The organism is Pengzhenrongella sp. (assembly GCF_036565025.1).
Taxonomy (GTDB): domain Bacteria; phylum Actinomycetota; class Actinomycetes; order Actinomycetales; family Cellulomonadaceae; genus Pengzhenrongella.
The window spans coordinates 17,257-40,929 of sequence record NZ_DATCNW010000474.1 but is presented as its reverse complement, the minus strand read 5'-3'; the positions used below and the strand labels follow the sequence as shown (position 1 = coordinate 40,929).

General features: G+C 67.6%; 21 protein-coding genes. 3 read left to right on the top strand and 18 right to left on the bottom strand.

All coding sequences use genetic code 11. The annotated features are described in order from the left end of the window. Window positions 1-45 precede the first annotated feature (45 nt). The 13 genes from VIM26_RS26600 to VIM26_RS26540 form a co-directional block, all read right to left on the bottom strand. Window positions 46-3,279 carry a BTAD domain-containing putative transcriptional regulator gene (locus tag VIM26_RS26600; protein ID WP_331956350.1) on the bottom strand — a complete coding sequence of 1,078 codons (3,234 nt, stop codon included), beginning with the start codon at window positions 3,277-3,279 and terminating at the stop codon, window positions 46-48. 29 nt (window positions 3,280-3,308) lie between these two features. After that, entirely contained in the window at window positions 3,309-3,758 is a 450-nt protein-coding gene (locus VIM26_RS26595; RefSeq protein ID WP_331956349.1) for a pilus assembly protein TadG-related protein, read from the bottom strand. Beyond that, complete coding sequence (locus VIM26_RS26590) at window positions 3,755-4,192, bottom strand: TadE/TadG family type IV pilus assembly protein (RefSeq protein ID WP_331956348.1); 438 nt, start codon at window positions 4,190-4,192, stop codon at window positions 3,755-3,757. Before VIM26_RS26590 ends, VIM26_RS26595 begins: the two co-directional genes overlap by 4 nt. Further along, window positions 4,189-4,641 carry a TadE family protein gene (locus VIM26_RS26585; protein WP_331956347.1) on the bottom strand — a complete coding sequence of 151 codons (453 nt, stop codon included), beginning with the start codon at window positions 4,639-4,641 and terminating at the stop codon, window positions 4,189-4,191. The genes VIM26_RS26590 and VIM26_RS26585 overlap by 4 nt, the downstream gene beginning before the upstream one ends. An 18-nt stretch (window positions 4,642-4,659) precedes the next feature. Then, the gene (locus VIM26_RS26580; protein ID WP_331956346.1) at window positions 4,660-4,869 is read right to left on the bottom strand and encodes a hypothetical protein; all 210 of its coding nucleotides are present in this window, start codon (window positions 4,867-4,869) and stop codon (window positions 4,660-4,662) included. A 45-nt stretch (window positions 4,870-4,914) separates the two neighbouring features. Continuing rightward, window positions 4,915-5,811 (bottom strand): type II secretion system F family protein, encoded by an 897-nt coding sequence (locus VIM26_RS26575; RefSeq protein WP_331956345.1) that lies wholly within the window; start codon window positions 5,809-5,811, stop codon window positions 4,915-4,917. After that, window positions 5,808-6,722, bottom strand: a complete 915-nt coding sequence (locus VIM26_RS26570) for a type II secretion system F family protein (protein ID WP_331956344.1) — start codon at window positions 6,720-6,722, stop codon at window positions 5,808-5,810. The genes VIM26_RS26575 and VIM26_RS26570 overlap by 4 nt, the downstream gene beginning before the upstream one ends. Continuing rightward, a complete protein-coding gene (locus tag VIM26_RS26565) occupies window positions 6,719-8,047 on the bottom strand; it encodes a CpaF/VirB11 family protein (RefSeq protein ID WP_331956343.1) in 1,329 nt (442 codons plus the stop codon). Before VIM26_RS26565 ends, VIM26_RS26570 begins: the two co-directional genes overlap by 4 nt. A 170-nt stretch (window positions 8,048-8,217) precedes the next feature. Next, on the bottom strand, window positions 8,218-8,997 hold the full coding sequence (locus VIM26_RS26560) for a hypothetical protein (RefSeq protein ID WP_331956342.1): 780 nt from the start codon (window positions 8,995-8,997) through the stop codon (window positions 8,218-8,220). Next, entirely contained in the window at window positions 8,997-9,710 is a 714-nt protein-coding gene (locus tag VIM26_RS26555) for an SAF domain-containing protein (RefSeq protein WP_331956341.1), read from the bottom strand. Before VIM26_RS26555 ends, VIM26_RS26560 begins: the two co-directional genes overlap by 1 nt. 30 nt (window positions 9,711-9,740) lie before the next feature. Further along, the gene (locus VIM26_RS26550) at window positions 9,741-10,457 is read right to left on the bottom strand and encodes a hypothetical protein (RefSeq protein ID WP_331956340.1); all 717 of its coding nucleotides are present in this window, start codon (window positions 10,455-10,457) and stop codon (window positions 9,741-9,743) included. A gap of 197 nt (window positions 10,458-10,654) precedes the next feature. Then, window positions 10,655-11,254 carry a hypothetical protein gene (locus tag VIM26_RS26545; protein ID WP_331956339.1) on the bottom strand — a complete coding sequence of 200 codons (600 nt, stop codon included), beginning with the start codon at window positions 11,252-11,254 and terminating at the stop codon, window positions 10,655-10,657. A 226-nt stretch (window positions 11,255-11,480) separates the two neighbouring features. Beyond that, complete coding sequence (locus VIM26_RS26540; protein ID WP_331956338.1) at window positions 11,481-12,026, bottom strand: hypothetical protein; 546 nt, start codon at window positions 12,024-12,026, stop codon at window positions 11,481-11,483. 153 nt (window positions 12,027-12,179) lie between these two features. Between VIM26_RS26540 and VIM26_RS26535 the strand changes: the two genes are divergently transcribed. Together VIM26_RS26535 and VIM26_RS26530 are read left to right on the top strand one after the other, a co-directional pair. Further along, on the top strand, window positions 12,180-12,389 hold the full coding sequence (locus VIM26_RS26535; RefSeq protein WP_331956337.1) for a hypothetical protein: 210 nt from the start codon (window positions 12,180-12,182) through the stop codon (window positions 12,387-12,389). A gap of 204 nt (window positions 12,390-12,593) precedes the next feature. After that, window positions 12,594-12,926 (top strand): helix-turn-helix domain-containing protein, encoded by a 333-nt coding sequence (locus tag VIM26_RS26530; protein ID WP_331956336.1) that lies wholly within the window; start codon window positions 12,594-12,596, stop codon window positions 12,924-12,926. A 364-nt stretch (window positions 12,927-13,290) separates the two neighbouring features. On the opposite strand, the gene VIM26_RS26525 is transcribed toward VIM26_RS26530, so the two are convergent. Both VIM26_RS26525 and VIM26_RS26520 read right to left on the bottom strand, forming a co-directional pair. Further along, window positions 13,291-15,594 (bottom strand): hypothetical protein, encoded by a 2,304-nt coding sequence (locus VIM26_RS26525; protein ID WP_331956335.1) that lies wholly within the window; start codon window positions 15,592-15,594, stop codon window positions 13,291-13,293. Window positions 15,595-16,341: 747 nt separating this feature from the next. Then, window positions 16,342-16,806, bottom strand: coding sequence for a hypothetical protein (locus tag VIM26_RS26520; protein ID WP_331956333.1), 465 nt, complete (start codon window positions 16,804-16,806; stop codon window positions 16,342-16,344). Between the two features lie 137 nt (window positions 16,807-16,943). Here VIM26_RS26520 and VIM26_RS26515 point away from each other — a divergent pair, with 137 nt between their 5' ends. Beyond that, the gene (locus VIM26_RS26515; protein WP_331956332.1) at window positions 16,944-18,164 is read left to right on the top strand and encodes a DNA sulfur modification protein DndB; all 1,221 of its coding nucleotides are present in this window, start codon (window positions 16,944-16,946) and stop codon (window positions 18,162-18,164) included. Here the strand turns inward: VIM26_RS26515 and VIM26_RS26510 are convergent, their stop codons facing one another. From VIM26_RS26510 to VIM26_RS26500, 3 genes are read right to left on the bottom strand one after another with little or no spacing between them, the layout of a single operon-like run. Then, window positions 18,165-21,140: a Z1 domain-containing protein gene (locus tag VIM26_RS26510; protein WP_331956331.1), complete on the bottom strand. Its 2,976-nt coding sequence runs from the start codon at window positions 21,138-21,140 to the stop codon at window positions 18,165-18,167. Next, window positions 21,137-22,135, bottom strand: a complete 999-nt coding sequence (locus tag VIM26_RS26505; RefSeq protein WP_331956330.1) for a PD-(D/E)XK motif protein — start codon at window positions 22,133-22,135, stop codon at window positions 21,137-21,139. The genes VIM26_RS26510 and VIM26_RS26505 overlap by 4 nt, the downstream gene beginning before the upstream one ends. After that, the gene (locus tag VIM26_RS26500; protein WP_331956329.1) at window positions 22,135-23,670 is read right to left on the bottom strand and encodes an ATP-binding protein; all 1,536 of its coding nucleotides are present in this window, start codon (window positions 23,668-23,670) and stop codon (window positions 22,135-22,137) included. Before VIM26_RS26500 ends, VIM26_RS26505 begins: the two co-directional genes overlap by 1 nt. Window positions 23,671-23,673: the final 3 nt, after the last annotated feature.

Genomic DNA, 23,673 nt, shown 5'->3' with positions numbered 1-23,673 from the left:
AACCAACCCGTGGATCGAGGCTCAGCGTCTGGCGGGTCAGTGCATCTACGCGTCCGCGACGCGCGTGAGCGCTGTAGCCCGCAAGCGATTATTGGCATGGTCGGCGAGCTCGATGAGCAGGTCGACGGTTTCCTGTTCGAAGTCACCGCCCGGGTCGATCTGGCGGGTTCGATCTCGGAGTTTGTCGATGAGGCGGTTGACCTCAGTTCGATCCCCCCGTTGGTGCGCCGCCCGGATGGCGAGGCGGAACAGCTTCTCGTTGCAGGGGTCGACCAGGAGTCCGACAGCGGTGGTCGCCGCGACCGCACGGAGCTCGCCGGCTTCGAGCTCCATGCGCGCGAGGACTTGAGCGACGTCGGTGATTCGGCTGGTCATCTCCTGCAGCAGCGGGTCCGCCCACTCGTAGGTGTTCGGCCGGGCGTCCGCGAACGGGCGTCCCCGGACCAGGCGCAGGGCGTCACGCAAATCGTTTGCTCCGTCCATTCCTTTCGAGAGGCCGGTCTTGGCCAGGCGCTGAAAGTCCGACCAGTCACAACTGACGGCCCCGGAGAGCTCGTAGTGGCTGCGGCCTCGAGCGATGGGGAGGTACGGGTTGCGGTCCGCGTCGACTCCGAGCCAGCTGCGGGTTCGGGAGACGAACGTGTTGCGGTACGTCGGCCCTATGAGGCCTCCCTCGCCGATGATCTCCTCGAGAGCCTGAACCGTCGCTCGGTGGTGCAGGGCGAGGAACGCGACCAGTTCGGTCTGTCGGCGTGCCCGGTCCGGCGGGACCTCAGCGGTTGTTCCCGTGACCTCGACCGGGCCGAGCAGGAGGACTCGTGGCGCGGCCGTCGACGGCTGGAGTTCGGGGATCGGCACGAGCTCGGGCTCGCCCCGGGCGTCGTCGTCCGGCTCATCCGACTCCGCCTGATCCTCGACATCGAGTTCAACACCTTCGAGCAGGGCCTGTTCGGACGCGCTCGGCAACGCCGCTAAGGGGGCGGAGATCTCCGCGTCGGCGTCTGGGGGTTCAGGGTGTTGGTCTGGGTCGGGGTCGATGCCACCGATGCGCAGGAGGTCGATGAGCGCGGCGTAGTCCTGGGGGGTGACGTGCTGCGGGCGCAGGGTGACGCCGAACGGCTCCAATCGGGCCCGGGACCCGGATTCGAGGTCGAGACGCCAGCGCGCCTCAGGGTGGTCGGTTGTCACGGCTGCGTATCCGGCCCAGGGGGGCACCGCTTGCGTCAGGCCGGGCCCGACGAGGATGACCGGGTTCCAGGTCTCGTCGCCGGCGAGCATCGACCGGGCATGCAGAGCGTCCCGTGCGTTGGCCGCGGCGATGACCGCGCGGCAGTCGTCAGCGGTGCGCTCCAGGGAGGTCACGAGCGCCGCATCGTTGGGCGCCGCGCGTATGAGCATGGCGTCGGCAGCCTCTACGAGGTCGGTGAAGTCCGGGGCCAGCATCACGCTTGCGCCCCCGATCATGGCCGAGGTCACGAGCTCGCTTGCGATTCCCCGAAGCGAACCCAGCACGATGTCGTCGGGGCCGTTCAGCGCGAGCAGCCCGGCGGCCTCGAGGTTCACCAGGACGATGGCGTCGCCGGAGACCCCGACGCACACCAGTGCGGGGTACGGCTCGGGGTACGCGTCCAGGTCCTCCACGCTCTCCTGGGCTGCGAAGTCTTGCGGGGAGGCAGTCCACTCCCGATTCCCGGTCGTGGTGAACGGGCCGATGACGTGAGGGTCGTCTTCGGTGAGCAGGAGAACGACGCGATCTTCGGAGACGAGCACGACGCCGACCCGGGGCAGGTCCCGTCCGGCGGCGACGCACTGTGGTCCGAAATGATGTAGCGCGCGCCTGAGGTCGGCGATCGTGACCGGCTGGGGCGCGTGCCGGAGCCGACGTTCGGCGAGTGCCTCCGGGGTCCCGGGCTCCGGCATGGCAATTCGCTGACCGGTGCGCCGCAGGCGCTGCTGTCGGCGACGACGCCGGGCGATCTCCCCGACGAACCCGGCCGCGGTGAGCGCCGTCAGCCCGACGAAGAACTCACTTCCGAGCCCCGCACCTTGCGCGCCGAACGCCGTCTCGGCGTGCTCATCGGTGCGGTGCCCTGCTTCACCATGCCCGGGTACCTTCGCCACGTCGGGTGCACGTTTCGAGTTCTCCGACCGGCCCGGAAGAGCGGAAGCAGATGGCGCATCGGGAGGCGACTCTGGTGACGGCGAAGCCTTGGGTGCGGGGGCTGAGCGCGGCAATGGCGATTGCGTAGGGTCCGGGGCCGCCGAGCTGCTCTGGGCTGTGCCGAGGTCCGTGATGGGGGGAAGGGTGAGGAACCACCCGGGCTTGATAAGGCCGGGATCAGCGAGCGCCCCACCGTCGGTCTGGGGCGCGCCGACGTTCAGATCGTAGATCTCGCGATACCGGGCTGCGTCGCCAAGACGGTCCTCGGCGATGCCCCACAACGTCTCCCCGGCAACCACCTGGTGCACTTCCTGCCACCCACCGTCGGCCGCGTGGGGCGCGACCATCGCTGGTAGGGCGTGTGAATCCGTGGGCATGCGCAAGATCCAGCCGGGATAGATGCCACCGGCGTCGGTCAATGTCCGCCCGTCGGCCTGGGGCCGGCCGTGGTTGAGCTCGTAGATCTCGATGAATCGCTCGCCTCGCCCGAGGTGCCTCTCAGCCAGGCCCCACAGGGTGTCGCCTCCGTGCACGACGAGCCGCGGATGCGGATCGACCGATACGGCCGAGCTGGTCGGGTATCGGGCGGCGATCAACAGCGCCGTGGGCGCCGAAGACGGCGCCGTCACCGTCGACACCTCGGTCGCACCAGCGACCGCCCCGGAACTAGCCGGCCCGCTCCCGAACGCCGCATCTTTGGCCGTGCGGAACAGCGGGGCGGAGTCCGCAGCCGCTGGCAATGGTGGCCCCAGAGCAAGTCCTGTGCCGCCAGTACTGAAGAGCAAGGCCGCGCTGGTCAGCAGGACCGCCGCGCCGCGCTGCGCCGCGCCGGACACCGGCAAATGGGGCGCCGGGAGCCCGCGCAGGTCGGACACGAGCTGCACCAGAACGGAGATCGCGAACCAGGCCCACGCACCCCAGCCGGCGACCTTGAGCGCACCCAGAAAGAGTCGCCCATCGTCGGGGCGCATCAGGGTGGACCACAGCTCACCGAGCGAGGGCCACTCGTTCGGCAGGGAGATCGGCGCCACGACGACGAGCAGGAGCGGCAGCCCTATCGTCAGCGCGATCAGGAGGGCCAGGGAGGAGAGCGACCGGGCGACCTCGGCGCCGGTCACGCGTCTGGTGCTTCGAGCACCGGGGTGTGTCATGTGCCGCCTCCGGTGACTCCGTGGACGAGCTCGATGCTGGCTTGGCCGGTGGCAGTCAGGGTGGGGATGCCGATCAGGCCGAGAAAGACCGTCGGGGCCGAGCTGGTCACCCTGACCTCGAGGGTCGTGCCGTCCTCGCCCAGCGCGACCGAGCCGTTGACCTGGTTCGCTGCCAGGTATCCCTGGGCGGCGTTCGCGGCACCCTGGCGGTCCACGACCACCGCCCCGGTCGCGATCGCGTCCGGCCGGTTGATCACCTGCCCCGCTGTGCGGGCCGCCTCTGCGGCGATCGCGTCGGCGCTCTGGGTGGCGCGCAGCTTCGCGCCGCCGTCGACCACTAGCCCAGCGAGGATCAGGATCCCGACGACGACGATGACCAGGAACACCGTCACCGAACCGGACTCTTCCCCGATCCGGCGCTGCAGGCGCCGGAAGAGCCGGTTCACGATCGGTACCGATCAAGGGCGGAGGAGGCCTGCGCGGTCAGGGTCTTGGACCCTGGCAGGCCCGGGATCGCCAGGTCGTCGAACGCGACAGTGCACGTGACGGTGGCGGTGACCTGTGCGGGTTGGCCGACAGGGCGGGCGAACCCCGAGACGTCGAGGACGACGGATCGGGTCACGCATCGCAGGTCCTGGTTTCGCAGGGAGTCCGTGCCTGCCGCGGTGGCCGCGGTTCGGGCGCCGTCGGGTGTGCGGGCGAGCGAGGCCTCGCGCGCCGCAGACGCCGCGGCGTACTCGACGGCGCCAGCAGCGATCTGGAGGCGGCCCGCGAAGATGATCAGGCCGAGCAGGAGCAGCACGGCGGGGGTGAGGATCACGATCTCGATGGTGGCGCTGCCCCGTTCGTCGTCGCCGAGCCGGTGTCGGAGCCGGTTCATGGGTCACCCGCTGTCGTGAAGCGCTCGACGGGACCCTGCGCCGACTGTGCGACGGCCGGGCCCGGGACCCCGGGCAGGATCGACAGGGCACGGCCGGTGACCTCGACCCGGATCCGCTCAGCACCCGACCGGCTGGCGGTGACGGTGATGTCCGCGAGGGTGTCTGCGGCATTGTTGTCGAGGAACTGCCGGGCACGGGCCGTGGCTGCGCCCTCCCCGGAGTGGTAGGTGCGCGCGGCCGTAACACCTTCTTCGGCGGCGACCAGGGCGAGGGATCGAGCGTGGAACCACAGCCCGAACTGGACGAGGCCGGTGATCACGAGCAGGAGGACCGGGAAGAGGATGGCGAGCTCGAGCGACGTCGAGCCACGCTCGTTCTCACCGTCCGCGGAACGCGCCCGCGCGACGGTTCGCACGAGCCAGCCGACCCTCCGTGCGCCGGTCAGCATCTGCACCAGATCCTCTTGTCAGTTGATCTGATTGAGCCGGCGGTTGACCGCGGCCGTGATCACCGCGACTGCCGCGATCGCGAGGCCGATGAATCCGACGACGAGGATGACGTTCTCCAGGGTGGTCGCCCCGGCCTCGGGCTCTTGGCCGGAGACGCGCTCGTGGACGACGCGCCTGGCTGTGACGAGGTAGCCGTTCAGGACGATGAGTGCGGCGATGCAATTCATGGTGTTCCTCCTTGGGCGGTGTGTTCCTGGTCGTCTTGCGGCGGGTCAGCCGTACAGGATGCGGGCGAATGCGGGGTAGGCGAGCAGGACCATGAAGGTCAGGCCGAGCATCGCGACGGGAACGACCATGTGTTCGCTCGCGGCGTTGGCCTTCGCCGTCGCCGCGGTGAGCAGCTGGGTGCGCAGCGAAGAGGCTCGGGCGCGCAGGCTGGCGTAGATCGCCGCCCCTGACTCCCCCGCGGTGCGGGTGATGTCGGCGAGGTCCCCGAACTCGGGCACACCGTTTGCCGCGCCCAGGTCGGCGAGGCCTTGCCAGGGTGGCTGGCCGGCGAGGTGGGCGCTGAAGAGGGCGTCGCGGATCTGGACGAACTCGCGCGAGGTGCCGATGTTGGCGGCACGGTCGAGAGCCTCGTTGGTGCCGGCGTCGGCGGCTCGTTCCAGGGCGACCAGCTCGAGGTACACGCTCGCGGCGCGCCGCAGGTCCTCCCGCGCGGTGCTCGCGCGCCGGTGCAGGTCGGCATCGGGCACGAAGAACAGCAACCCGGCCAGAACCACTCCGAGCAGGGCGGGCACAACTCCCGGCAGGACTACACCTGTCGCACCCAGCACGACGGCGAGCAGCACCGGTGCCGCGAGCCCTGCCAACGCGTAGGCGACCTTGCGCACGGCCAGGTCCTCCGCGGTCTGCGCAACGACGTGCAGGTCCGCGGCGAAGCGTCGCAACCCGAGCGCCTCGACCAGCGGTGGCAGTACCCGGCGACGAACCCGGTCGAGGCGCGGGTGCCGCCCGGACGGGTCGAAAGCGTCGACCTCGACGGCTCGTGGGTCCAGTCGGGCCATCGCGGCGTGCAGGTCGGGGTGGGTCGGGACCAGCGTGCCGACGAGCAGGGCGACGCCGACCCCGGTCATGGCTCCCGCGAGCAGGATCAGCCAGCCGTTCATCTGCTCCTCCCCTCGGCGTGCGTCCCGGCGCCGATCTCGACGGACTCAGCGGAAACGGTGAGGAACCGTGGTTCGGGCGGTGTGACGGTGAGTGATCGCATCCAGACCAGGCACCCGACGAACGCGCAGGTGAGGGCCGCGAGAACAAGCTGCCCGAGTGGCGTCGCGTAGGGGGCGAGGTAGTCGCTGTTGAACGAGCCCACGGCGACCACCCCGAGGGTGATGAAGGTGACGGCGCGGGCGGTCGCGCGCGGCTTCGCCCGTTCGGCCTCGATCTTGCGGCGTGCCGCGACGTCGTCGGCGACGAAGTCCGCCACGGAGCTCAGCACCCCGGACAGGCCGGGTCCGCGGCGACGGGAGGCGAGGATGAGTGCGCAGGCGACCAGGTCGCCGCTGGCGTCGTCGAGATCTTCGGCGAAGGCTCGCAGAGCGGTCTCGGTGGGCCAGCGGGAACTGAGCCGGGTCGCCAAGGCGTTTACCTCGGAGCGGATGACCGCTGGGCAGCTTCGCTGGGAGTCGGTGATCGCCTGCTCGAGGCCGATGCCGGTGACAAGCAGGTCGCTCAACCGGCGCGTCCACTCCTCGACGCCCTCGACGCGGTCAATGGCGCGCGCGACCGCCTTCGCGGTTCCGAGCAGGACCGGCAGGCCGACCACCATGATCGCGACCACGAGTCCGACGGCGGGCCACCCGGACACCGCCCAGGCGATCAGACCACCGCCGGCCGCGGCAGGCCAACGCCACCGCCGCCACGGGGTCAGGGCTGCCGGAGGACGAGCGGCCCGGCGCCGCCGCCACGCGGGCGCGCGCCGCAGTGGGTCATCGACGGGTACCCGGATCAGTCCGACGAGGACTCCCCAGGTGCCCACGCCCATCAGCGCCCCGGACACGACCGCGAGCATGTTCCTCATGACGGCCCCCAGACGAGGGTGAGCGGGTGGTCCCAGGTGCCGCCCGGGTGGTCGAGGAAGCCGGGGTCGAAGCCGCGCCGGACCAGCTCGGCCAGGCATCCGGGGCGATGCTTGGGTACGGCCCGCCCATCGGCGCCAGGGCCGAAGACCTCGGTCGTGGCCGGCCGGTTGCCTTCGCCGAGGCCGTTGATCTCGAGGACCTGGGACACGAACCGGTGCTTGCGGCCGCCGATCGGGGACTCGTCGACCAGGTCCAGGTGCACGAGCAGGTCGACCGACCCGGCCAGCAGCCGGTAGGCGAAGGTGTCCGTCATGCCGCCCCCAGTGGACAGGCACAACGTCACGATCCGGTCGATGGCGTGGTGGGCGGAGCGGGCGTGGATCGTGCACAGGGACCCGTCGCCGGTGCTCATCGCCTCGAGCATCGGGATGACCTCGCCGCCGCGGACCTCCCCGACGATGATCCGGCGCAGGTTCATCCGCAGGGCGTCGGTGAGCAGGTCGGTCAACGTGACCTCACCCGCTCGGCGCCCGGCCACGTCCTTCTCGCTCGACCCCTCCCGCGCTTCCAGGGCCATCACCCGCGGGTGGCGCTCGGGTAGCTCGTGCAGGTGCAGCTCGAACTCCTTCTCGATCGTCGCGAACCGTTCCATCGGCGCGAACTCGTTCGCCAGCGCCCGGATCATCGTGGTCTTGCCCGCGTTCTGCAACCCGGTCACCACGATGTTCTTGCCCGCCCGCAGCGCAGCGCGCAGGAACGCGACCAGCGAGGTGTCCAGGGTGCCGAGCGCGACGAGGCCGTCGAGGTCGACGTCACGGACCCGGTGCCGGCGGATGACCACCTGCGGGCGCGGCGATGTCCACGCCATCGCTGCCAGGCGCGACCCGTCGTCCAGGCGCAGGTGCAACGACGGGTGCGTCGTGGTGAAGGTCCGCTCGGCCGAGCCCATCCGCCCAGCGAGGAGCTGGAGGTGTTCGATGAGTTCGGCGTCGGAGTCCGCGATCGGCGGTCCCTGCTCGTCGTGGCCGTCCGCATAGGACAGCCACACCTGATCGCACCCGTTGACCTCGATGTTCTCGATGTCCAGGTCGTCGATGAGGGGCTGCAGGCGGCCCAACCCGAACAGGGCCGCCATCACCGCGTCCTCGATGTCGGACGCCGCCGCACCGGTCCACGGAGCCTCACCCGTGCGAATCAGGGCCCGGTTCCTGGCCGCGATCTCCTCCGCGGCCAACGCGCGGCCCAGCGCCCGACGCGCGCTCGGGTCCGGGACCGGTGCGCCCTGCAACCGGGCGGACAGCTTCTCCGCGACCGTCTGCCGCAACTCGCGAACCAACCCATGATCTGCTGCGGACGACCGCGTCGGAACTGGCGATACAGGTGCCCGACCCGGCAGCGGAACGACGGAGGCGATCGTCGGACGCGACGGTGAACTCCCCGGTCGCCCGTTCCGTGCACCCGGTCCGAGCATCCGCCCGTCCGACTCGAACTCACTCATGCGCCCCACCCCTCGGTCGGCGCCAACGCCGGAACTCTCAGAACCAGTTGGCCGGCGGCGGCCGTAGCGGAGCGCAACAGCGGTGAGCGAGCCATCCGCGACCAGTTGCCGATGCCGTCGGAGAACATCCGCGCAGCGACCGCATCTCGTGGCACCACGATCGGGATCTCGACGCCGAGCTCACTGGCGATCTCCTTCGCCGTGTACGGCGCCTGATCCCCGACCAACGCACCGACGACCGCCCCGCCCGCGCCGCGGAGCTCCTGCAGGTGCCCGACGGCGGGCCGAGCGGCCGCGATCGAGACCAGGCTCGCTCGCAGCACGACGACGACCAGATCCGCCCGGTCGAGCAAGATGCTCGGCTGATGCAGGTGCCCAAGCCGCCCGACGTCGACCAGGATGTCGAGACCCTGCACGTCGGCATCGTGCGCGACGTGCGCCAGCTGCGACCACACCCCCGCGAGCGCGCGGGCCTGCGCCGGGTCAACGATCCCGGGCAGCACGAGCCGCTCGCCAGAGGACTCCAGAGCCACGGCGTTGGTCAGCAGGTCGTCTACCTCGACCCCGTCGCCGCTGCGTACCAGGCCCAGGATGCCGCCGACCTGCGGCGCGTTCGCCTGGAAGAACCCGGGCAGCACTCCGGAGCCCGCCGGGTCGGCGTCCACGACAAGGGACCGACGTCCGGGCAGGGCGGTGGGCCACACCCACCCCAACGCAAGGGCCGTGGTCGTCACGCCCGGAGAGCCCTTCGCCGAGCACAGCACGATGAGCGCCATTACCGCCCCCCTCTGGGCTGGACAACGAGCGTGAATCGCCCCGTCGCCGCCCGCACAGCCACCGCAGGTCCGTCGCCGGTGGGTGCGACGACGTCGACCACACTCACCCCATTCAGATCCGGTGCACCGACGCGGACCACGCTCACCTCGAACGAGGCCGGTGACCTGGTCGGCGGGTCGGCGTCGGCCGACGGGGTGTCGACGAGCAACAGCCGGTCCCGGGCGCGCAGCCCGCCGGCGGGGACCCGGTTCGCGGGCACTGACAACCCGATCAGCTCCTCCCCCTCACCCGGGGGCAGGGCGCCGGTGACCTGACCGGACGCGAGCAACGACCCAGCGACCAGGTCGCTGGCCGAAAACTGCCCGACGATTGCGCCGACGTCGTCGGCCGGGACGACGCGGACTCCGGCGTCGACCGCGACGTCGGTCAGGGTCAGGTCCTCGCGCGTGAGGACCGTCCCATACGGGACGTCACGCGCCAGGGCGACGACCGTGATCCGGTCTCCCGCCGCCCCGACCAGCCAGGAAGCGCCGAGCGCGCCAGCGATCGCGAGCGCCAGGGCGAGCGCAACGATGACCGGGCGTCGTTTGCCGCGGGGGGCGGGCGCCGCAGGTGTCACCGGCATCGCGCGGGAGTGCGCCGTTCCGTTCGCCGTCGCCCCGCCGTTGGCCGAGCCTTTGAGTGGCGGAGGTCCGCCGCTGTTCGTCGTCATGGGTTGCACCTCCAGTACTGGGGATGGTCGCTACGTCACGAGCACCTGGAGCTCGCCGATGCGGATCGTGGTCGACGACGAGCGGGTCACGGTCAACGTTCCGGTGGTTCCGCCGCCGGTCCACGTGATCTCCCACGTCGTCGTTGCCGTCACCGGATACGCGTCGTCGGGCTGCCCGGCCGATGGGTCCTGGTAGACGTGCCCGCACGTGGGGGACGTGCCGCCGCCCTTGCCCTTCGTGTACACCGTCCCGGGACTCGTGCAGGTGACCTTTGTGCCATCACCCATGTCCCAGACGACGTTCTTCGCGCGCGCCGTCGCCGTGACCGTCAGCCCCGGCACCGACGCCGTCGCGGTGTTCGGTCCCCACGTCGTCGGGGACACCTGAGTCCACAGCCACACCGGCAGACCGACTAGGCCCGTCGCACCAGGCGGCGGCGCGATCCCGATCGCCGGCCCCGCCAGCTGCATCTTGTCGATCGCTTGCTGGGCGAGTTCGGCCGGCGTAGCCGTCACGGCACCGAAACCGTCCGGTGGAGTTGGGAACCAACCCCAGCCCCCGCCGCTTCCGACCACGCCTGGGCACATGGCGTGATAAATCGCGCCGTTGGGGTAGTTCCCCTCCCAGATGGGGTCCGTGCTCGCGGGTTGCGGCTCCTCAAGCCGGAAGTAGCACTCGTCGACCTGGCTCCACCACCCGAACATGTCGTCGTGGCACTCGACGCGGCTCTTCAGCAAACTGGCCATACACGTGCGAGCTCCCGGTGAGCCGGCGGCTGGCTGGGATGACGATTCCGGCTTACCCGGGCGGTTGGGTGTCTCGGCCTTGACGACGCAATATTCGCTCTTCGGAGGGCACACAGGAGCGACCGCGGCCACTGATGACTCGGCGCTGGCGAGAAATGCGAGGGCCAGGACGAGTACGAGGCCGTCACGCCGACGGGTCAGCATCCGCGGTCTCGCTGTGCCGCGTAGGACCGGATTACCCATCGACCGTCAAAGATGGTGGCTTCCGCGACGGCAACGACCCGCTTCAGTTGACCTGGTGCGACCGCGGACTTTCCCGAGTCCCGGAAGATCGCCTGCCAGTTGCTCACGTCAACGCAATCGTTGACTGTGGCCGTTGGCGCGGTACCGAGGCTGACGTTCGAAACCTGCGGGCTCAGGACTGGTTCGCCCGGAACTTCGATTCCATCGGCGCGGAACGTGAATATGGTCGATTGCGCGTCGGCGAGAGCGGTGTCGATCGCGTAGTGCGAGAGATTCGAATCGCTCTGAGCCCGTGGATCGGCGTACCACGCCACCTTCGCGGCCCAGAAGTCCCGGTAGGCCTTGAGAACTGAAGCCTCAGCTGCGGCGACCTCGGGATCCGCTGACGGCGTGGGCGACGGCGTCGGTGTTGGCGACACCGTCGCCGACGACTTCGTAGGTGTCGGGTCCTTCTCTCCATCGCCATTGCAGCCTGCGCTAAGCGCGACGACGACCAACATGAGGGCAGTAGCCACCGGTCGGCGACTGCGATGCACACGGATCATGGCGACCACCAGCCCCCTGTCGGGTCGTCCGCCTTCTCTGCGCCTGGCTGTACACCAGCAATGCGTTCCATTCGACACCAAATGACCGGATCGCGTAACCCCTGGCGCGGCACGAGTTGCTGACGCCGGCGCAGACGGGCGCCCGTCCCGTGCCCTACAGGTCTCCATACACAGCAGGAGTACCGAAGATCGCGGGAATCCGGGTGGCTTCTCGAGAACTCTGTGGACAACTCCGTCACGACGCCCGCCGATGTGTGGATAACGTCGTCTGTCGGGCAGCCACCCGCGCCTCGTACGCCGGCCCCTTGCTCCAGGGCCGCACCGTCGCGCGCAGCGCGGCGAGCATCGCGGGGTCCTGAAGCGCAGCGTCGCCGCCTGTCGCCAACCGCTCGACGAGCCCGGGCCAACTGAGGGTTCCGAGCATCACCGTCATCACACGGTGCGCCTGCCACTGCGGAATCCCGAACTTCACGCCCAGTCGTCGTGCGCCCGACAGGTCGCCACGCCGCCACCGGCCGCTAGCTCCCCGGTCGACGAGGGATTCGACGATGTCGGTTGCCAGCGCCCGCTCCCAACCCACGCCGATCAACGCGTCGATGACCGCAGTGGTGATGGGCGCGACCTCGACTTCTGTCTTCGGGTCGGCCGGTTCACGGTCGAGGTCGACCACCTCGTCGAAGGGACACCACTGGTCGCCGTGCCGGGTGCCGCCGAGGTCGCCGTAGATTTGCCAGGCCTGCCTGGTCGCGACGCAGTAGCGATCAGCGAGCGCCTCGCCCAAGATCGCTCGACGCACGCGGGTCCACAGGACCCCCCAGGGGGAGTCGGCTGTGCGGAGCCGGGGGTCTGCGAGCTCGGTCCACGCGACGTCCCATCCGGTGGCCTCCGCCTGCCGGGCCGCAGCGCCGCGCAAACCGTGCGAGACCACGAGCGGATGGACGAGGTCGCGTCGGACAAATCCGAGGAGAGCCCGACCCTCGGGCCCGTTCCAGCCCTGCTGATCGACTACCGAGAGCGTCTCTCGCAGTCGTTGGTGGTCGCGGACGGTCACCCGCAACGTGGTCGCGCGGTGGTCGCATTCGGTGTCCATGAGGTGTCTCCCAATGTCGTGGTGGACACCGGCCACGCTTCTCACGGATATTGACAAGGGTCTTACAGCAACCAAACCCGCAGGTCAGGACCTGGTCACCCCGACACCTCACCCATCCAGTAAGCGAACTGACGATATTTCCGAGGAATCTGAACCGACCTCTACTCGCCGCGCGAGAGGCAATCGCCGAGCGCTGTAAGAGGCTCGTCAATATTCCGGACCACAGTGGGATGCGTCATCGGAAGAAGGAGGACGCAGATGAGCCCCAGCACCCGCACGTTCCGGTTGGTCACCGCCGAACGAGCCCGGCCCAGGCGTCGCGAGTCGACCCCCGAGCCGGAGGTCATCAACCTCACGATGCAGTCCGACCAGTTGCTGCTCACCGTTCCTGAGGCTGCCCACCGCTTGGGCATCGGCAGGAGCTTCATGTATCAACTCATCGCCGCCGGCGAGATCGAGACCATCCGCATCGGGAGGCTCCGCAAGATCGCCCCGCGAGCGGTCGAGGCCTTCGTCGAGCGACGGAATCCGAGCGCGGAAACGACAGTTGCGGATCAAACCGACCTCGACAGGTCGCCAGCCACACAGTGAGGGGACAGCCTCCGGTACGGACCCTGCGGTCAGAAGCGGCAGGCCGCGTGAGCAGGCGCCCGCGCCAGCGTTCGCGCTCCCGCGATCATGCGATTCCACGCCGTCCGTCGCGACCGGGAATGGGGCCGACTCGAGCGGCCTCGTCACGGTCGGCGATCGCCTGCAGCGCGATGCACGATTCCGAGATCCAGTAAGTACGCGCAACCTGCAGTTGAGAGTGCTCGGTGGGCGAGCCACTGTGATCACGCCACTGTGGGACTCTGGTGTCCACGCTGTGGGCGCGACGGCGAGCCTTCCAGCGACGAAATCGTCGCAGGCAAGGGGTGAAGTGTCCCGGGCAGAACGCCCGATCGGCTTGCGAGGCCTACTCGAGCTCCGCGCCGAATTCGGCAGCCACCTCATCGATTGCCTCAGCAACAGCCTTGAGAAACTTGTTTTGGTCCGGCGAGGCGACCGCCGTCGGGATCGGTGCACCGCGCTCGTAAACGTCGTGGGAGATGATCCGCGCTCGATCGAAAGTCGAGCCGACACCCCGCTGCGCGTACGCCCGCTGCCACGCCAGCTGGACCTCATCCTTGAGTTGGCGCCTCGAAACCTCAATCAGCTTCTGCGTGACCGCATTTGCAAGCGCATCGAGGATCGCCTCTTGTTCGGCCTCGCTCGGCGGCTCGCCGACAGTCCACCGCACCGGCCGCTGCAGCATCAGGTAGATCTGGATCTGGAGCTGGAGGGTGAGGTCAGCGACCGGCATGAGGTTGTCGTACCCCTCCTGGTGCCACCCTTCCGCCAGGCGTCGGCTCATGGCCTTGATCCGCGCCCAGTGCTCCTTGGGCGCTTCGGGGTTGGGCTGCAAGCCGAGCAAGCCGAGCCAGCGATGCTGGAACGTCTTGGCCGCCTCGGTCACGGCGAGCGCAAGGTTCATTCGGTTGAACACTGGGCGGTTCTCACCGGTGTCAGCAGCGCGCTCGGGATGCGCCAGCAGATCGAGCAGCTCGCGGAGCTGGCGAATGGTGCGATGCGCGATCTTCCGCTTCGGATCCAGGCGCTCGTGGATGCCACCGACGAAGAACCGCGCCTTATCGATCCGGCGGCCCAGCACGCGCTCAGCCGCCGGCGTCAGCTCCTCGCCGATAGCCTTGAGGACGTTCTCCACAGACGCTAGGACGTGCTCCTCACGCAGGGGAAATGAGGGCAGGTTGTCGCCTTTGACCTGGTCGAAGTGCGTGAAGACGATGTGGAGCTTCGTCGCCGTCCCGGAGACGACCATCGCCTTGAGTGCGGCAACAGGCGCGGCCTGCATCGGCTGCGTCGCGTTGTCGACGAGCAGGACCGAGTCGAGGCGCTGCAACTTCTCCTGGACGTGCGTGGATAGCGAGCTGACCGACTTGGCGGTGTGACCCAGGCCCTCACCGTCGACGAGGACAAGTCGCACCGGTTTGTCCGACCACTTGGGCTGGAAAGGGCCACTGACCCGCAGCCCATTGACCAGCGGGGTGAGCAGGCGCCCGAACAGTGGCGCATAGTTGCTGGAGAATCGGGTCACCACCTTCATAAAGGCTGCGCGGTCGTTGGACTCCCACGACCAGGACACCGGCCAGCCCTGTCGGTTCCGCCTGAGTGCCCCAACGTCAAGCGCCGTGAACCGCTTCTCGATCTCGTCGATGAGTGCGTCGACGATCTGGTGGAACTCCTCTGACTGCCGCAGGTCGGTATCGAGGGCGTCCTCGATCAGCTCGTCCAGGAGGCGCTCATCGTCCTTTCCCTCTACAATCCCGGCCGCGATATCGTCGGCGTAGCGAACAACCATGTCCTTGACCGCTGCAACGCACTCCTGCAGTACTCGATCAGTCGCCGCAACGTCGATGTGGCCGTACTCCTCAGGATCGAGATCAACCTCCTCACCGTCGTTTTCGTCGTCGATCTCGTCGGGAAAGTCGTCATCTGCCAGGTCCTCGTCGTCAGCGGAATCGGCCGCGCCGCCCCGGCCGAGCACGTAACTGAAGCGAAACCGCTGGTCCTGGTGGTCGAGCAGATCAAGGGAAATCTTGGCGTCAAGCTTGTTCTGACGAGCCGAAAGTGCGGCGCGTGACACGTTCTCGGCGAGGTAGTCGATGATTTCGTCACGCGGGACGAAGGTCACGACGGCTCGGAAGGTATCCTCCTCCGTCATGATGAGCTCGGTGTCGGCCACCGTAGTCTTGGCTGTCGAAGTAGACGGGAAGCGCTCGGTCTTGGCATCGGTGCCGAGGATCTGTCGAACGAGGGTCGTCTTGCCTGCGCCAGTGGTGCCGAGGAGGAGCACGGTCCGGTAGCCGTCAGCGCTAGTAGGAAGCGGGATCCGCTCCTCGCGGACGGCCTCGAAGTCAAGCTGAGTGGCCACCAGTCCGTCGTAGAAGATCTCGATTACCCGAGCGTCGAAGCGGCCTTCGAGAGAGGTGCGCGCGCTCGGCCCCCACAACTCCGCGGTTCGCAGGATCTCGTTGAGCTGCTCCACGAGGCGCTCGGCCTCGCGCTCGTCGGAGGTACCAAGACCACGCCGAACCCGGCGCCCAGTGTTGCCGGTGCCAACGTCTAGGCGAGCTGGGTGTCGAAAGATGACCGACCAGGCTTCACGACCCTGATTGCGGCTCTTCGTGGCGGTGTAGAACGTCAAACTGCTGGCACTCACGGCGACTCCTACTCGTTGTTCCTACGGTGTACCGAGGCTGATGGTGCACTACCCGAGCGTGCGCTGTCAATCGTTCTCGGTACACCCATGGAACAACGGTTCGCAGGTCCACTGATCCCAACGCCAATGGCTCCGGTTGCGAGTGAGACCGGGCGACCCACCAACCCCTCCGCCCAGACGACGGACGTCGAGCGGCCCGACCCTGGCGTCGCACGAACTGGGCCGAACGCCCCTCGCAGGGGGATCCGCACCTTGCGGTGCCACGGATCAGCGAAGTCCTGGCCTCGGATCCAGCGATTGACCTCGGCGAGGTGGTCGGGTGGGAGCAGGAGCCCGCCGGGGGTGACCTGCTCGGCGAGGTGGACGACGTCGTCGGTTACGGATCGCGACGCCACTTCCCTTCTGTCGTGGTCGGGGCCGCGTCGCCACGCGTGGCTGCGTCGGTGTCGTGGACGGTGATTTCGTCGGGGTGAAGGAAGGCACGACATGGGTTTGGCCGGACTTCTTCCACCCGTCCCGCGAGGCAGTGCCGGCAGCAGGTCACGTTCGGGGTCGGTCAATCCCAGCGCCAAGGACGCGCGCGGCGGGGCGGACCGCCAGCGAATGCACGACCGTGCCGAGCGAAGGCGCTTGTCTCGCCCGCGCAGAAAGGTGGGGGCGAACCCCCGGCGTCCCCGGGGCGACACGCCTCAGGTTTGGGGCGACTCGAGTGGCCCGGCTCGACCGCCGCATCGCTGGCCCGGCGCGTCAGAACGCTGCCAAGAGGACCGCGTCGAGATCGAGACGCACACCGGGCGTGGTAGCCAGAAGCCGGAGGTCCTCTAGGATCGGCTTCGCTGTCAGCCCACCCTTGTAGCGTTCCGGGACGAGAAGGATCAGCCAGGAAACCTCTGGATACGCTCCCGCTGCAAGCACGGCGCGCAGAGCTCCATTGTTCGTCCGTGCCCGGCCCGCCTGGACGCTCAGGGCGATCCGGTGATCAGCGCTCAACAGATCCAACTCCGATGCTGCGAACGACCCGCCGGTCGTCACGCTGAGACCGTTAACGCGGGCAACGGGCGCGAGCGCCGCGATGAGGTCGAGACGCTTGAGTCCGTCGTCGGACCCGGCGACCCGTGCCAGCGCGGGCACCGCGTCGAGTACAGCTGCCGCGAGGTCGTCCACCTGTCTTGGCTTGTCATGCTCGATGCTGAACGGGATCCAGTGATTCACCTGCTCAGCTTCCCTGCGGACCAGCTTCGATGCGGGACTTTCCGCGCGTGTCCGTCAAGCTGGCTCCCGTTCGTGCCGATGATTGAGGCAGCCACTACTGGGGAGCGAGAACAGGGATGAGTGTCACGAGGAGTCGTTTGACCTTCCCCGCATTCAGATTCGAACGAGGTGGATTCCGAGTCCTTGTCGTGGCGGTCCCGCTCCGGGTGGTACCAGAGCTCCTTCCGGTTCCCGATCCCCTCCACAAGTTCCCAGGGAATCGCCGCGTCGACGGCGCACACGCTGAGGGGTTCGCGAGGTACTGGTCGGCGAACGAGCGATGGGCAACGCCTCCGCTGCTTCTCGACACCGCGATCCGGCTGAGCGACTCGTTCACGCTCGGCGCGACGGATGGCCCCGTCGAGTCAGGGATTCTCGAGTTCCCCGACGACTCGACCGACGTACTGGAAATCCTGGACGGACAGCACCGGATCTTGGGCTGGCACATCGCAGCGAAGACGGTCGACGCGGGCCTCGCGAGCGCTCGGCGGGCGAGGGAAAACGCGCACGTCCTCGGGGACGCCGCCGGGGCAGCGTCCGCAGCCACGAGGGTTGCCGACTTCGAGCGACTCGAGGTGAGGCTCGAACGAGAGTGCATCACCCTCGAGATTTACGAGGGGGTCACCCCCAACGAGCACCGCCAATTCTTCTCGGACATCGCCACGAACGCCAAGGGCATCACCAAGTCCCAGGTCGCCGCCTTCGACCAGCGGGACCTCGTGAACCGCATAGCAGCGGATCTCGCCAGCCGGCACCCCCTCGTAAGGGGTGCCGTCGACTTCGAGAAGGACAGGATGGCCGGAGCGAGTGAGAACTTTCTGTCGGCCAAGACCCTTGTGGATGTAATCCGCGCTGCCTCGATCGGGTTCGAGTCGCGCATCACCCAGAAGCGGGAAGCACTGCTCGACGGCGTCGACGTCGCTGCCGTGACAACCGCCTACCTTGACCTCCTCATCGACGAAGTCCCCGGCCTCGAAGCCGTTGCCGCTGGCGAGCTCTCCGTGGCCAATCTGCGGTCCCGGAGCCTCATCGCCTCGGCCACCGTTCTCCGCTGCCTCGCGGGAGCCTTCCGGTTGGTCGCAGTGGCGGGCATCAACGACCTGAAACCCCGTGTCGATGCGTCAGGCGAGGAGGACTTCCGGCGGCTGCTTCGCCAGCTGCATGGTTCCTGGGGATTCCCTCTCGATAGCCGGTGGCTTGCTTCCGGCTACTTCCCTCGGCAGGCGAGCAAAGCGCCGTCATCGCGAGCGCAGGACCTCAAGGGACTCACGGCAACGCTGGCAAGGTGGGCTCAGGACGGCGTCCCTCCGATCCGCTAGCTAGGGATTTCTGGGAGCTTTCGGGTCGTCAATCGCCGCCAGATCACGGTGAAGCTCGTCGTCTTGGATGCGTTCCCATACGAGCGCCCGCCCGCCGGGCGCGGCATCAACTGGAATGACCATCGAGACCAGCGGTGTGATGTCGCCGTGCGCCGCGGGTACTGAGGAGCTTGGCGCCGTGTCCCGCGTCACGGGATCCCACGCGAGGTACACAAGGACCACGCCGAGACTCATGCCACCCGCGGACGCGAGCTTGAGGATCTCGGCCTCGGCCTTTGGGCCGGAGGCCGCGATCAGCTCCGCAGGGAGGCGGTGCTTTCGATCACTTCCGGAAAAGTCGTAGCGATCGTCGCGACGGGTTCGCTTCACCAGGGGTGCGTGACCTATGACGCCATCGAGATCGCAACACCCGCCCTCACCGAGCTGCGGCCAGATGACTGCCCATGCGTCGACCCGATGATGCTTCGCTGCGTTCTCGAAGAAGCGCACCTGCGGACGAACCTGCTCAGTGACCGCACCGTGCCAGCGGAGACCCTTCTCCCCGAGCAGGTCGAGCACCACCGAGTTCTCGACGATCGCTACGCGGGCGTCGAAGAGGTTCTTGCCGTCGCTGAGCTTGACGGACTCGCCGGTGTGCGACAGGAGCCGCGACACTGCACCGACGTTGTGCTCCTTCTCGGCCGTGAATTTGCGGTCCGGGACCATGTAGAGGTCTCGTATCCGACCTCCGACGCCCTGCTCCACCAGTCGGGCATTCCACATCTTGTTCCGTGCGGTGAGCTTGACCGCAGGCAGGTGTTGACGGATCAAGGGCGGCACCGCTTGCGGCGTGAGAAGAGGCTTGCCGTCCTCGCCGAACCCTTCGTATTGGGCAAGCTCGGCACGCAGGGCTTCCTCGTCACGCAGGACACCCTCGAATGCCTGGTACAGGTCGTCAGGGATGAAGAGGCGGACGAGGTCCCGGTAGCCCCGGCGGAACCCGAACCAGCGACCTGCCTGCATCAACGTGTCGCCTTGGCCGGCGGCGCGCCGGTAGTACGACACGGTGAGGCCTTCCACTGTGAATCCTCGGCTCAATTTTGTCCCGCCGACAAGGATTCGCCACACCGGCTCGGCGTCGAAGTCCAGGCGCTTGGCATTCGCCTGCAGGTCTTTGTCCGAGTTCACCACGATGACCGGGTCACCGTCTGTTGCGATCCGAGTGTAGGCATCGCCGATGTAGGGCTTGAGGTCCTCGAACGACTCGGGCACGGGGCCGTCTCGCCGTACGTGGCACACGGGGCGGTAGTCCGCGTTCCACAACGACTCGAGCCGAGCGAGACCGTTCGGCGAAGTCGCAGGGTTCGCAGCCCAGACGTCGCGGACCCGTTCCGCTGTCTCTCGGTGCTCGGTCGTCTTCACCGACTCGTGCACGAGCATCGTGTGGTGCTTGCCTGCGTCCTCGTCGTGAGCGCGCCGATAGAGCTTGATCGCTCCGGACAACACGAAGGCGTCGATGGCGTCGCGCAACTCGGCGTTGAGATCGGCGGCGTCCACGTCGGGCTCGAGGTCTCGGACGAACGCCAGGCGATTCGACGTCTCGATCGTCTTCGGCTCGGCCGTCCAGTCGCGCTCGATGTCATGGAAGTCGGCAACGCCCATGTAGCCGGTGGGCCGGTGAAGCGTTACGAGGAAGTCGGACGGGAAAATATCCTGCTCATCGGTGGGATCGACGAAGACATTGGCAAACGGCGTGGCGGTATAGCCGACGTACTGAGCGCGCGGCGCCAGCGCGAGGATCTCGGAGATCGCCCGGTTGATCGCAGTTCGCTTCTTCGCATCCTTGGCCTTCGCCGCGGGACTGGTGGTGTCGAGAGAGGCGAGATCCGACTCATCGTCGATGATCAAGACGGGGAGTTCTCTGAGGGTCGTCGCGCCGACAGCCTTGAGGTCCGTGATGAGCTTCTTGAGCGTCGACGCGTTCTTCTTCACGATGGCAAGGTAGGCGTCGGCCGCAGCTAGGTTCGCCGGGTCGTTGAGTGGAGCCGACTTTTTCGGCCTGCTCGGGAAGCGGAGCTTGGTCAGCTCCTGCTTGAGCCGCTTGTAGTCGGCGCCCAGAGTCGTTGCGCGGACGATGCGCGGTACGCCATCGGTCGTCGCGATGTCAGGGTGCTGGACGAAGGATGCGCCGTCGTCCCACTCCGGGTCGCCCGCGTAGTCGAACTCCTTCAGCCAGGTCTCACCTGTCGTGTCGAGCCCGTACACAAGGTTCTCGCGCCCGACGAGCTCCTTGTCCAGGCGCCGCTGCGTTTGTGCGCGCAGCATCTCGACTGTCCCGGTGAGCACAATGACGAGCCGGTACCCAGCGTCAACCGCCTTCGAGATGACCCCCGTGAAGTTCGCGGTCTTCCCACTCTGCACGTAGCCGACGACCAGTCCGCGGGTCTTCTTCGCCTCAGGCCGCGTTGGGTCCGACAGGCGACGAACGACGTCATCGGTTGCGCTGTCAAGGGACTGGATGACGTCGGCACCCCAGCCCTTCTGGCGCAGGTAGTCCTCGTAGTGAGCCCAATAGAAGCTGGGCCGATCCACTTTGGCGGTCTCGTACCACGGCTCAAACTCCGTCGAGATGACGACCTCGTGATGCTCGACGACGGGGCACTTCTCGTCCAGAACAGACGAAAGCGCCTCTGAGAAGCCAAGCCGCTTGTAGGCAGCCCGCCTACGCTCGCCTGAATGGGGCGGCAGCGCAGATTCCCCGTCTAGCGCGGCCCACGGTGCGTCTGCCGCCGAGTCCCATGCGAGAAGCGCTCGATGGAGTCGGTGGACCACCGGGTCCTTCAGCGGCATGGAGTCGAGGTGCTGGACCAGTGCCTCTTCGCTGAGGATCTCGTCCCCGGCAAGGATGTTGACGGTGTCGACGAGGCGTCGAGGGCGGGCCTTGGCGTCCGCGTCAAGCAACATGGTCAGGTCGTGCTGCCACGTGGGTGCGCTCATTCGGTCTTCTCCTCGGGTATCTCGACGAATGCATCCATCGGCGACGGAGGTCCGGCGAAGTCGAGCTGCGTGACATCGACCCGGTAACTGACGTCGCGGACGAGGCTCGCACTGGGTACCACCTGGGCGATCCGCGCATCAGTAAGTGCGGGAAACGACAAGTCGATCAGATAGGCCCGCGGCTTGCTCCGCAGTGTCAGGTGGGCGTCATAGAGGTCCGCGTCCCGGTCGCGCCAACCGGCGCTGACCAGGAGCTCATTGACCCGCGGGAGCCTGTGACCGGATAAACCCCTCACCACCGCCACCAAGTCAATGAGGCTGCGGCCCGCATCCGGTGTCGTGGGGGTGAGTTGTATCGACACCAGCCAGAGGGGGACGCCCCGCAACGGTTCGAGCTGTTGAGTCCCGCTAATCATGTGCCGACGGTGCTCGCCCTTGGTGGACTTCACCTCGTAGTGAACGTCTGGCAGAGCGACGTCATGCTCCTCCTTGGCAGGTCCCATCCATGCAGGCACGATTAGTTCTGGGCTCAGTGTCCGCAGCAGGTGCTCGAGAACGAGTAGTTCTCCATACAGTCCGGTCTGCTGCTCGTCGCTCATGCCGCCGCGCGAGGCCAGCAACAACCGGTACGCCTCCAGTGCCTGGTAGGTGGCAACCGCCACGGCTTGGTTCTCCAGTTGAACGAGATCTGCGATTCGGGTCAGCAGGGAGTAGGCCTCGTGGAGCGAGTCGTCGACCTGGATACGGATTTCCCACCAGACGTCGCCGCCATCGGTGTAGGTAGCAAGCTCGATGCTGCGAAACCTCGCGAGGTCGGGTTCCGGCCCATCGGCGGGAACGCTCAGCGTCAGCGTGCCGTGGCTGGGGTCCAAATCGATGAAGCACTCAGGCACGCCATTGATCGGCAAGCGCGCTTGATTTCCGTCCGACCAGTAGCCGTCGAGCATCTCCAGGTCGGGGTGCCGCTCGGACGGATTGAAGCCTGCTGCGTTCATCACTTGGACTCTCCCCCGTTACGCCGGGACTTCTCTTCCTCGGCTGCTGCGCCCAGAACGGCCTGCCAGATCGAGGCTTCGTCACGCTTAGTGGAGCTGTACTGGACACCCGTGAAGTGGTCCTGCGCGAGGAGGAACATCAGGGCTTTTATCACTGGTGCATCGTTGAGGCCACGCTGGCCGGGTGAGAACAGATCCCGATAGCGGAGATTGAGCCAGAGCGTGCGTGCCTCTCGGTCGATCTCGAAGAAGTCCCCGGTGCCCAGCCGTTTCCACCGTACGTCGAAGGGCTCCTCGTCGGGGTGGTATTCGAGTTCCTCGGCGATCGCCCGGCGCACACCGTCAGCGAATCCGCGATCAGGCTTGACCACTGGCTTGCGTCGGTGAGTGCGCCTCTTGGACTCGACGACGACGCCTTCCGCCGCCGAGAGGTACTCCTCGAACGTGACGGCGTCGTTCGCGAGCCCAGAGGTGGCCTTCGCGAGCGCGTAGGACAACGTACTGCTGAACTGCGTGCCGTTCTTCTCGGGGTTCAGCTGAACGAGTTCGTCGAGTCCGTCGGAGTCGATGCTGACCCGTGCGAGACGCCGCAACGAATTTGCGTTCGCGACGTTGTTCCAGCCACCTGCTTGCAGGAGACGGTCGGCCCTGTAGACGTAGAAGCCTTGCGTCTCCTCGACGGCCTTCTGCTGCAGGCGGAAGGCTGTGTTGTTCTCGTATCGCGGTGGCCAAATGTGGCAGGTGACCGTGACCGTGGTGCCTGCGACCGCTGCGTGCAATTGCTTCGGGAAGCCCGGTCGGCCGCTCAGTGGATAGCCGAACGGGTCGATGGGTCGCACCGGCGTCGGCACGCCGATGTTGCCGTCGTCATCGACTTCGACGAGTTCCACGACGACGCGGTTCGCGGCCAGGATGCGATGGTAGACGAGGCCGAGGTGCTGCCTGACCCGGTGCTGAGCGTTCGAAAGCCACATGGCGCCCTCGACTCGCGACGCGCCGTGCACACCCTCCTTGAGCTCGGTCAGAGCAACGGCGGTGCCGTGAGCACCGTCGTCGAGTGCGTGACTCAGGGCTCGTTCGGCGGCTGCCGGGCTGAGCACATCGCACGAGTAGTCCCGCTGCATGTCCACCCTCTTGAGGCGTCGCCCGACGGGAGGACCGCCGTAACGACGGGACCACACTGTGAGGACGTTCGCGACGCCCAGGGCAGCTGCCTTGAGTCCTACGCCGAAGTGCCCGAGGTCACTCGCCGCGTAGTCTCGCCGGCCACCTAGGCGCATGGCCCGGTCGACATCGGTATTGTCCATGCCGTCGCCGTCATCCACGACGACGATGCCGGCCAGGTGTCCTTGACTGGTGATGAAGCGGATGCTGACGGTGGTCGCGCGGGCGTCGATGCTGTTGTCGACGAGGTCCGCCATGGCGGACTCGAGGGTGTGATGGGTGCCGAGGCTCTTGACGAAAGCTGGGTCTGGAGTGAGGACGATTCGGTCGACGACCTCGTCCCCTTGAGTCCCGCCCTCTAGTTCCGTCACGTC

Bases quoted from the DNA above. Each gene is read 5' to 3' on its own strand.
- VIM26_RS26560 (WP_331956342.1), bottom strand. From the start codon at position 8,997: ATGGCGCTCATCGTGCTGTGCTCGGCGAAGGGCTCTCCGGGCGTGACG.
- VIM26_RS26575 (WP_331956345.1), bottom strand. From the start codon at position 5,811: ATGAACGGCTGGCTGATCCTGCTCGCGGGAGCCATGACCGGGGTCGGC.
- VIM26_RS26585 (WP_331956347.1), bottom strand. From the start codon at position 4,641: ATGCTGACCGGCGCACGGAGGGTCGGCTGGCTCGTGCGAACCGTCGCG.
- VIM26_RS26535 (WP_331956337.1), top strand. From the start codon at position 12,180: ATGGACGAGGTCGCGTCGGACAAATCCGAGGAGAGCCCGACCCTCGGG.
- VIM26_RS26530 (WP_331956336.1), top strand. From the start codon at position 12,594: ATGAGCCCCAGCACCCGCACGTTCCGGTTGGTCACCGCCGAACGAGCC.
- VIM26_RS26510 (WP_331956331.1), bottom strand. From the start codon at position 21,140: ATGAGCGCACCCACGTGGCAGCACGACCTGACCATGTTGCTTGACGCG.
- VIM26_RS26580 (WP_331956346.1), bottom strand. From the start codon at position 4,869: ATGAATTGCATCGCCGCACTCATCGTCCTGAACGGCTACCTCGTCACA.
- VIM26_RS26590 (WP_331956348.1), bottom strand. From the start codon at position 4,192: ATGAACCGGCTCCGACACCGGCTCGGCGACGACGAACGGGGCAGCGCC.
- VIM26_RS26550 (WP_331956340.1), bottom strand. From the start codon at position 10,457: ATGGCCAGTTTGCTGAAGAGCCGCGTCGAGTGCCACGACGACATGTTC.
- VIM26_RS26570 (WP_331956344.1), bottom strand. From the start codon at position 6,722: ATGAGGAACATGCTCGCGGTCGTGTCCGGGGCGCTGATGGGCGTGGGC.
- VIM26_RS26555 (WP_331956341.1), bottom strand. From the start codon at position 9,710: ATGACGACGAACAGCGGCGGACCTCCGCCACTCAAAGGCTCGGCCAAC.
- VIM26_RS26505 (WP_331956330.1), bottom strand. From the start codon at position 22,135: ATGAACGCAGCAGGCTTCAATCCGTCCGAGCGGCACCCCGACCTGGAG.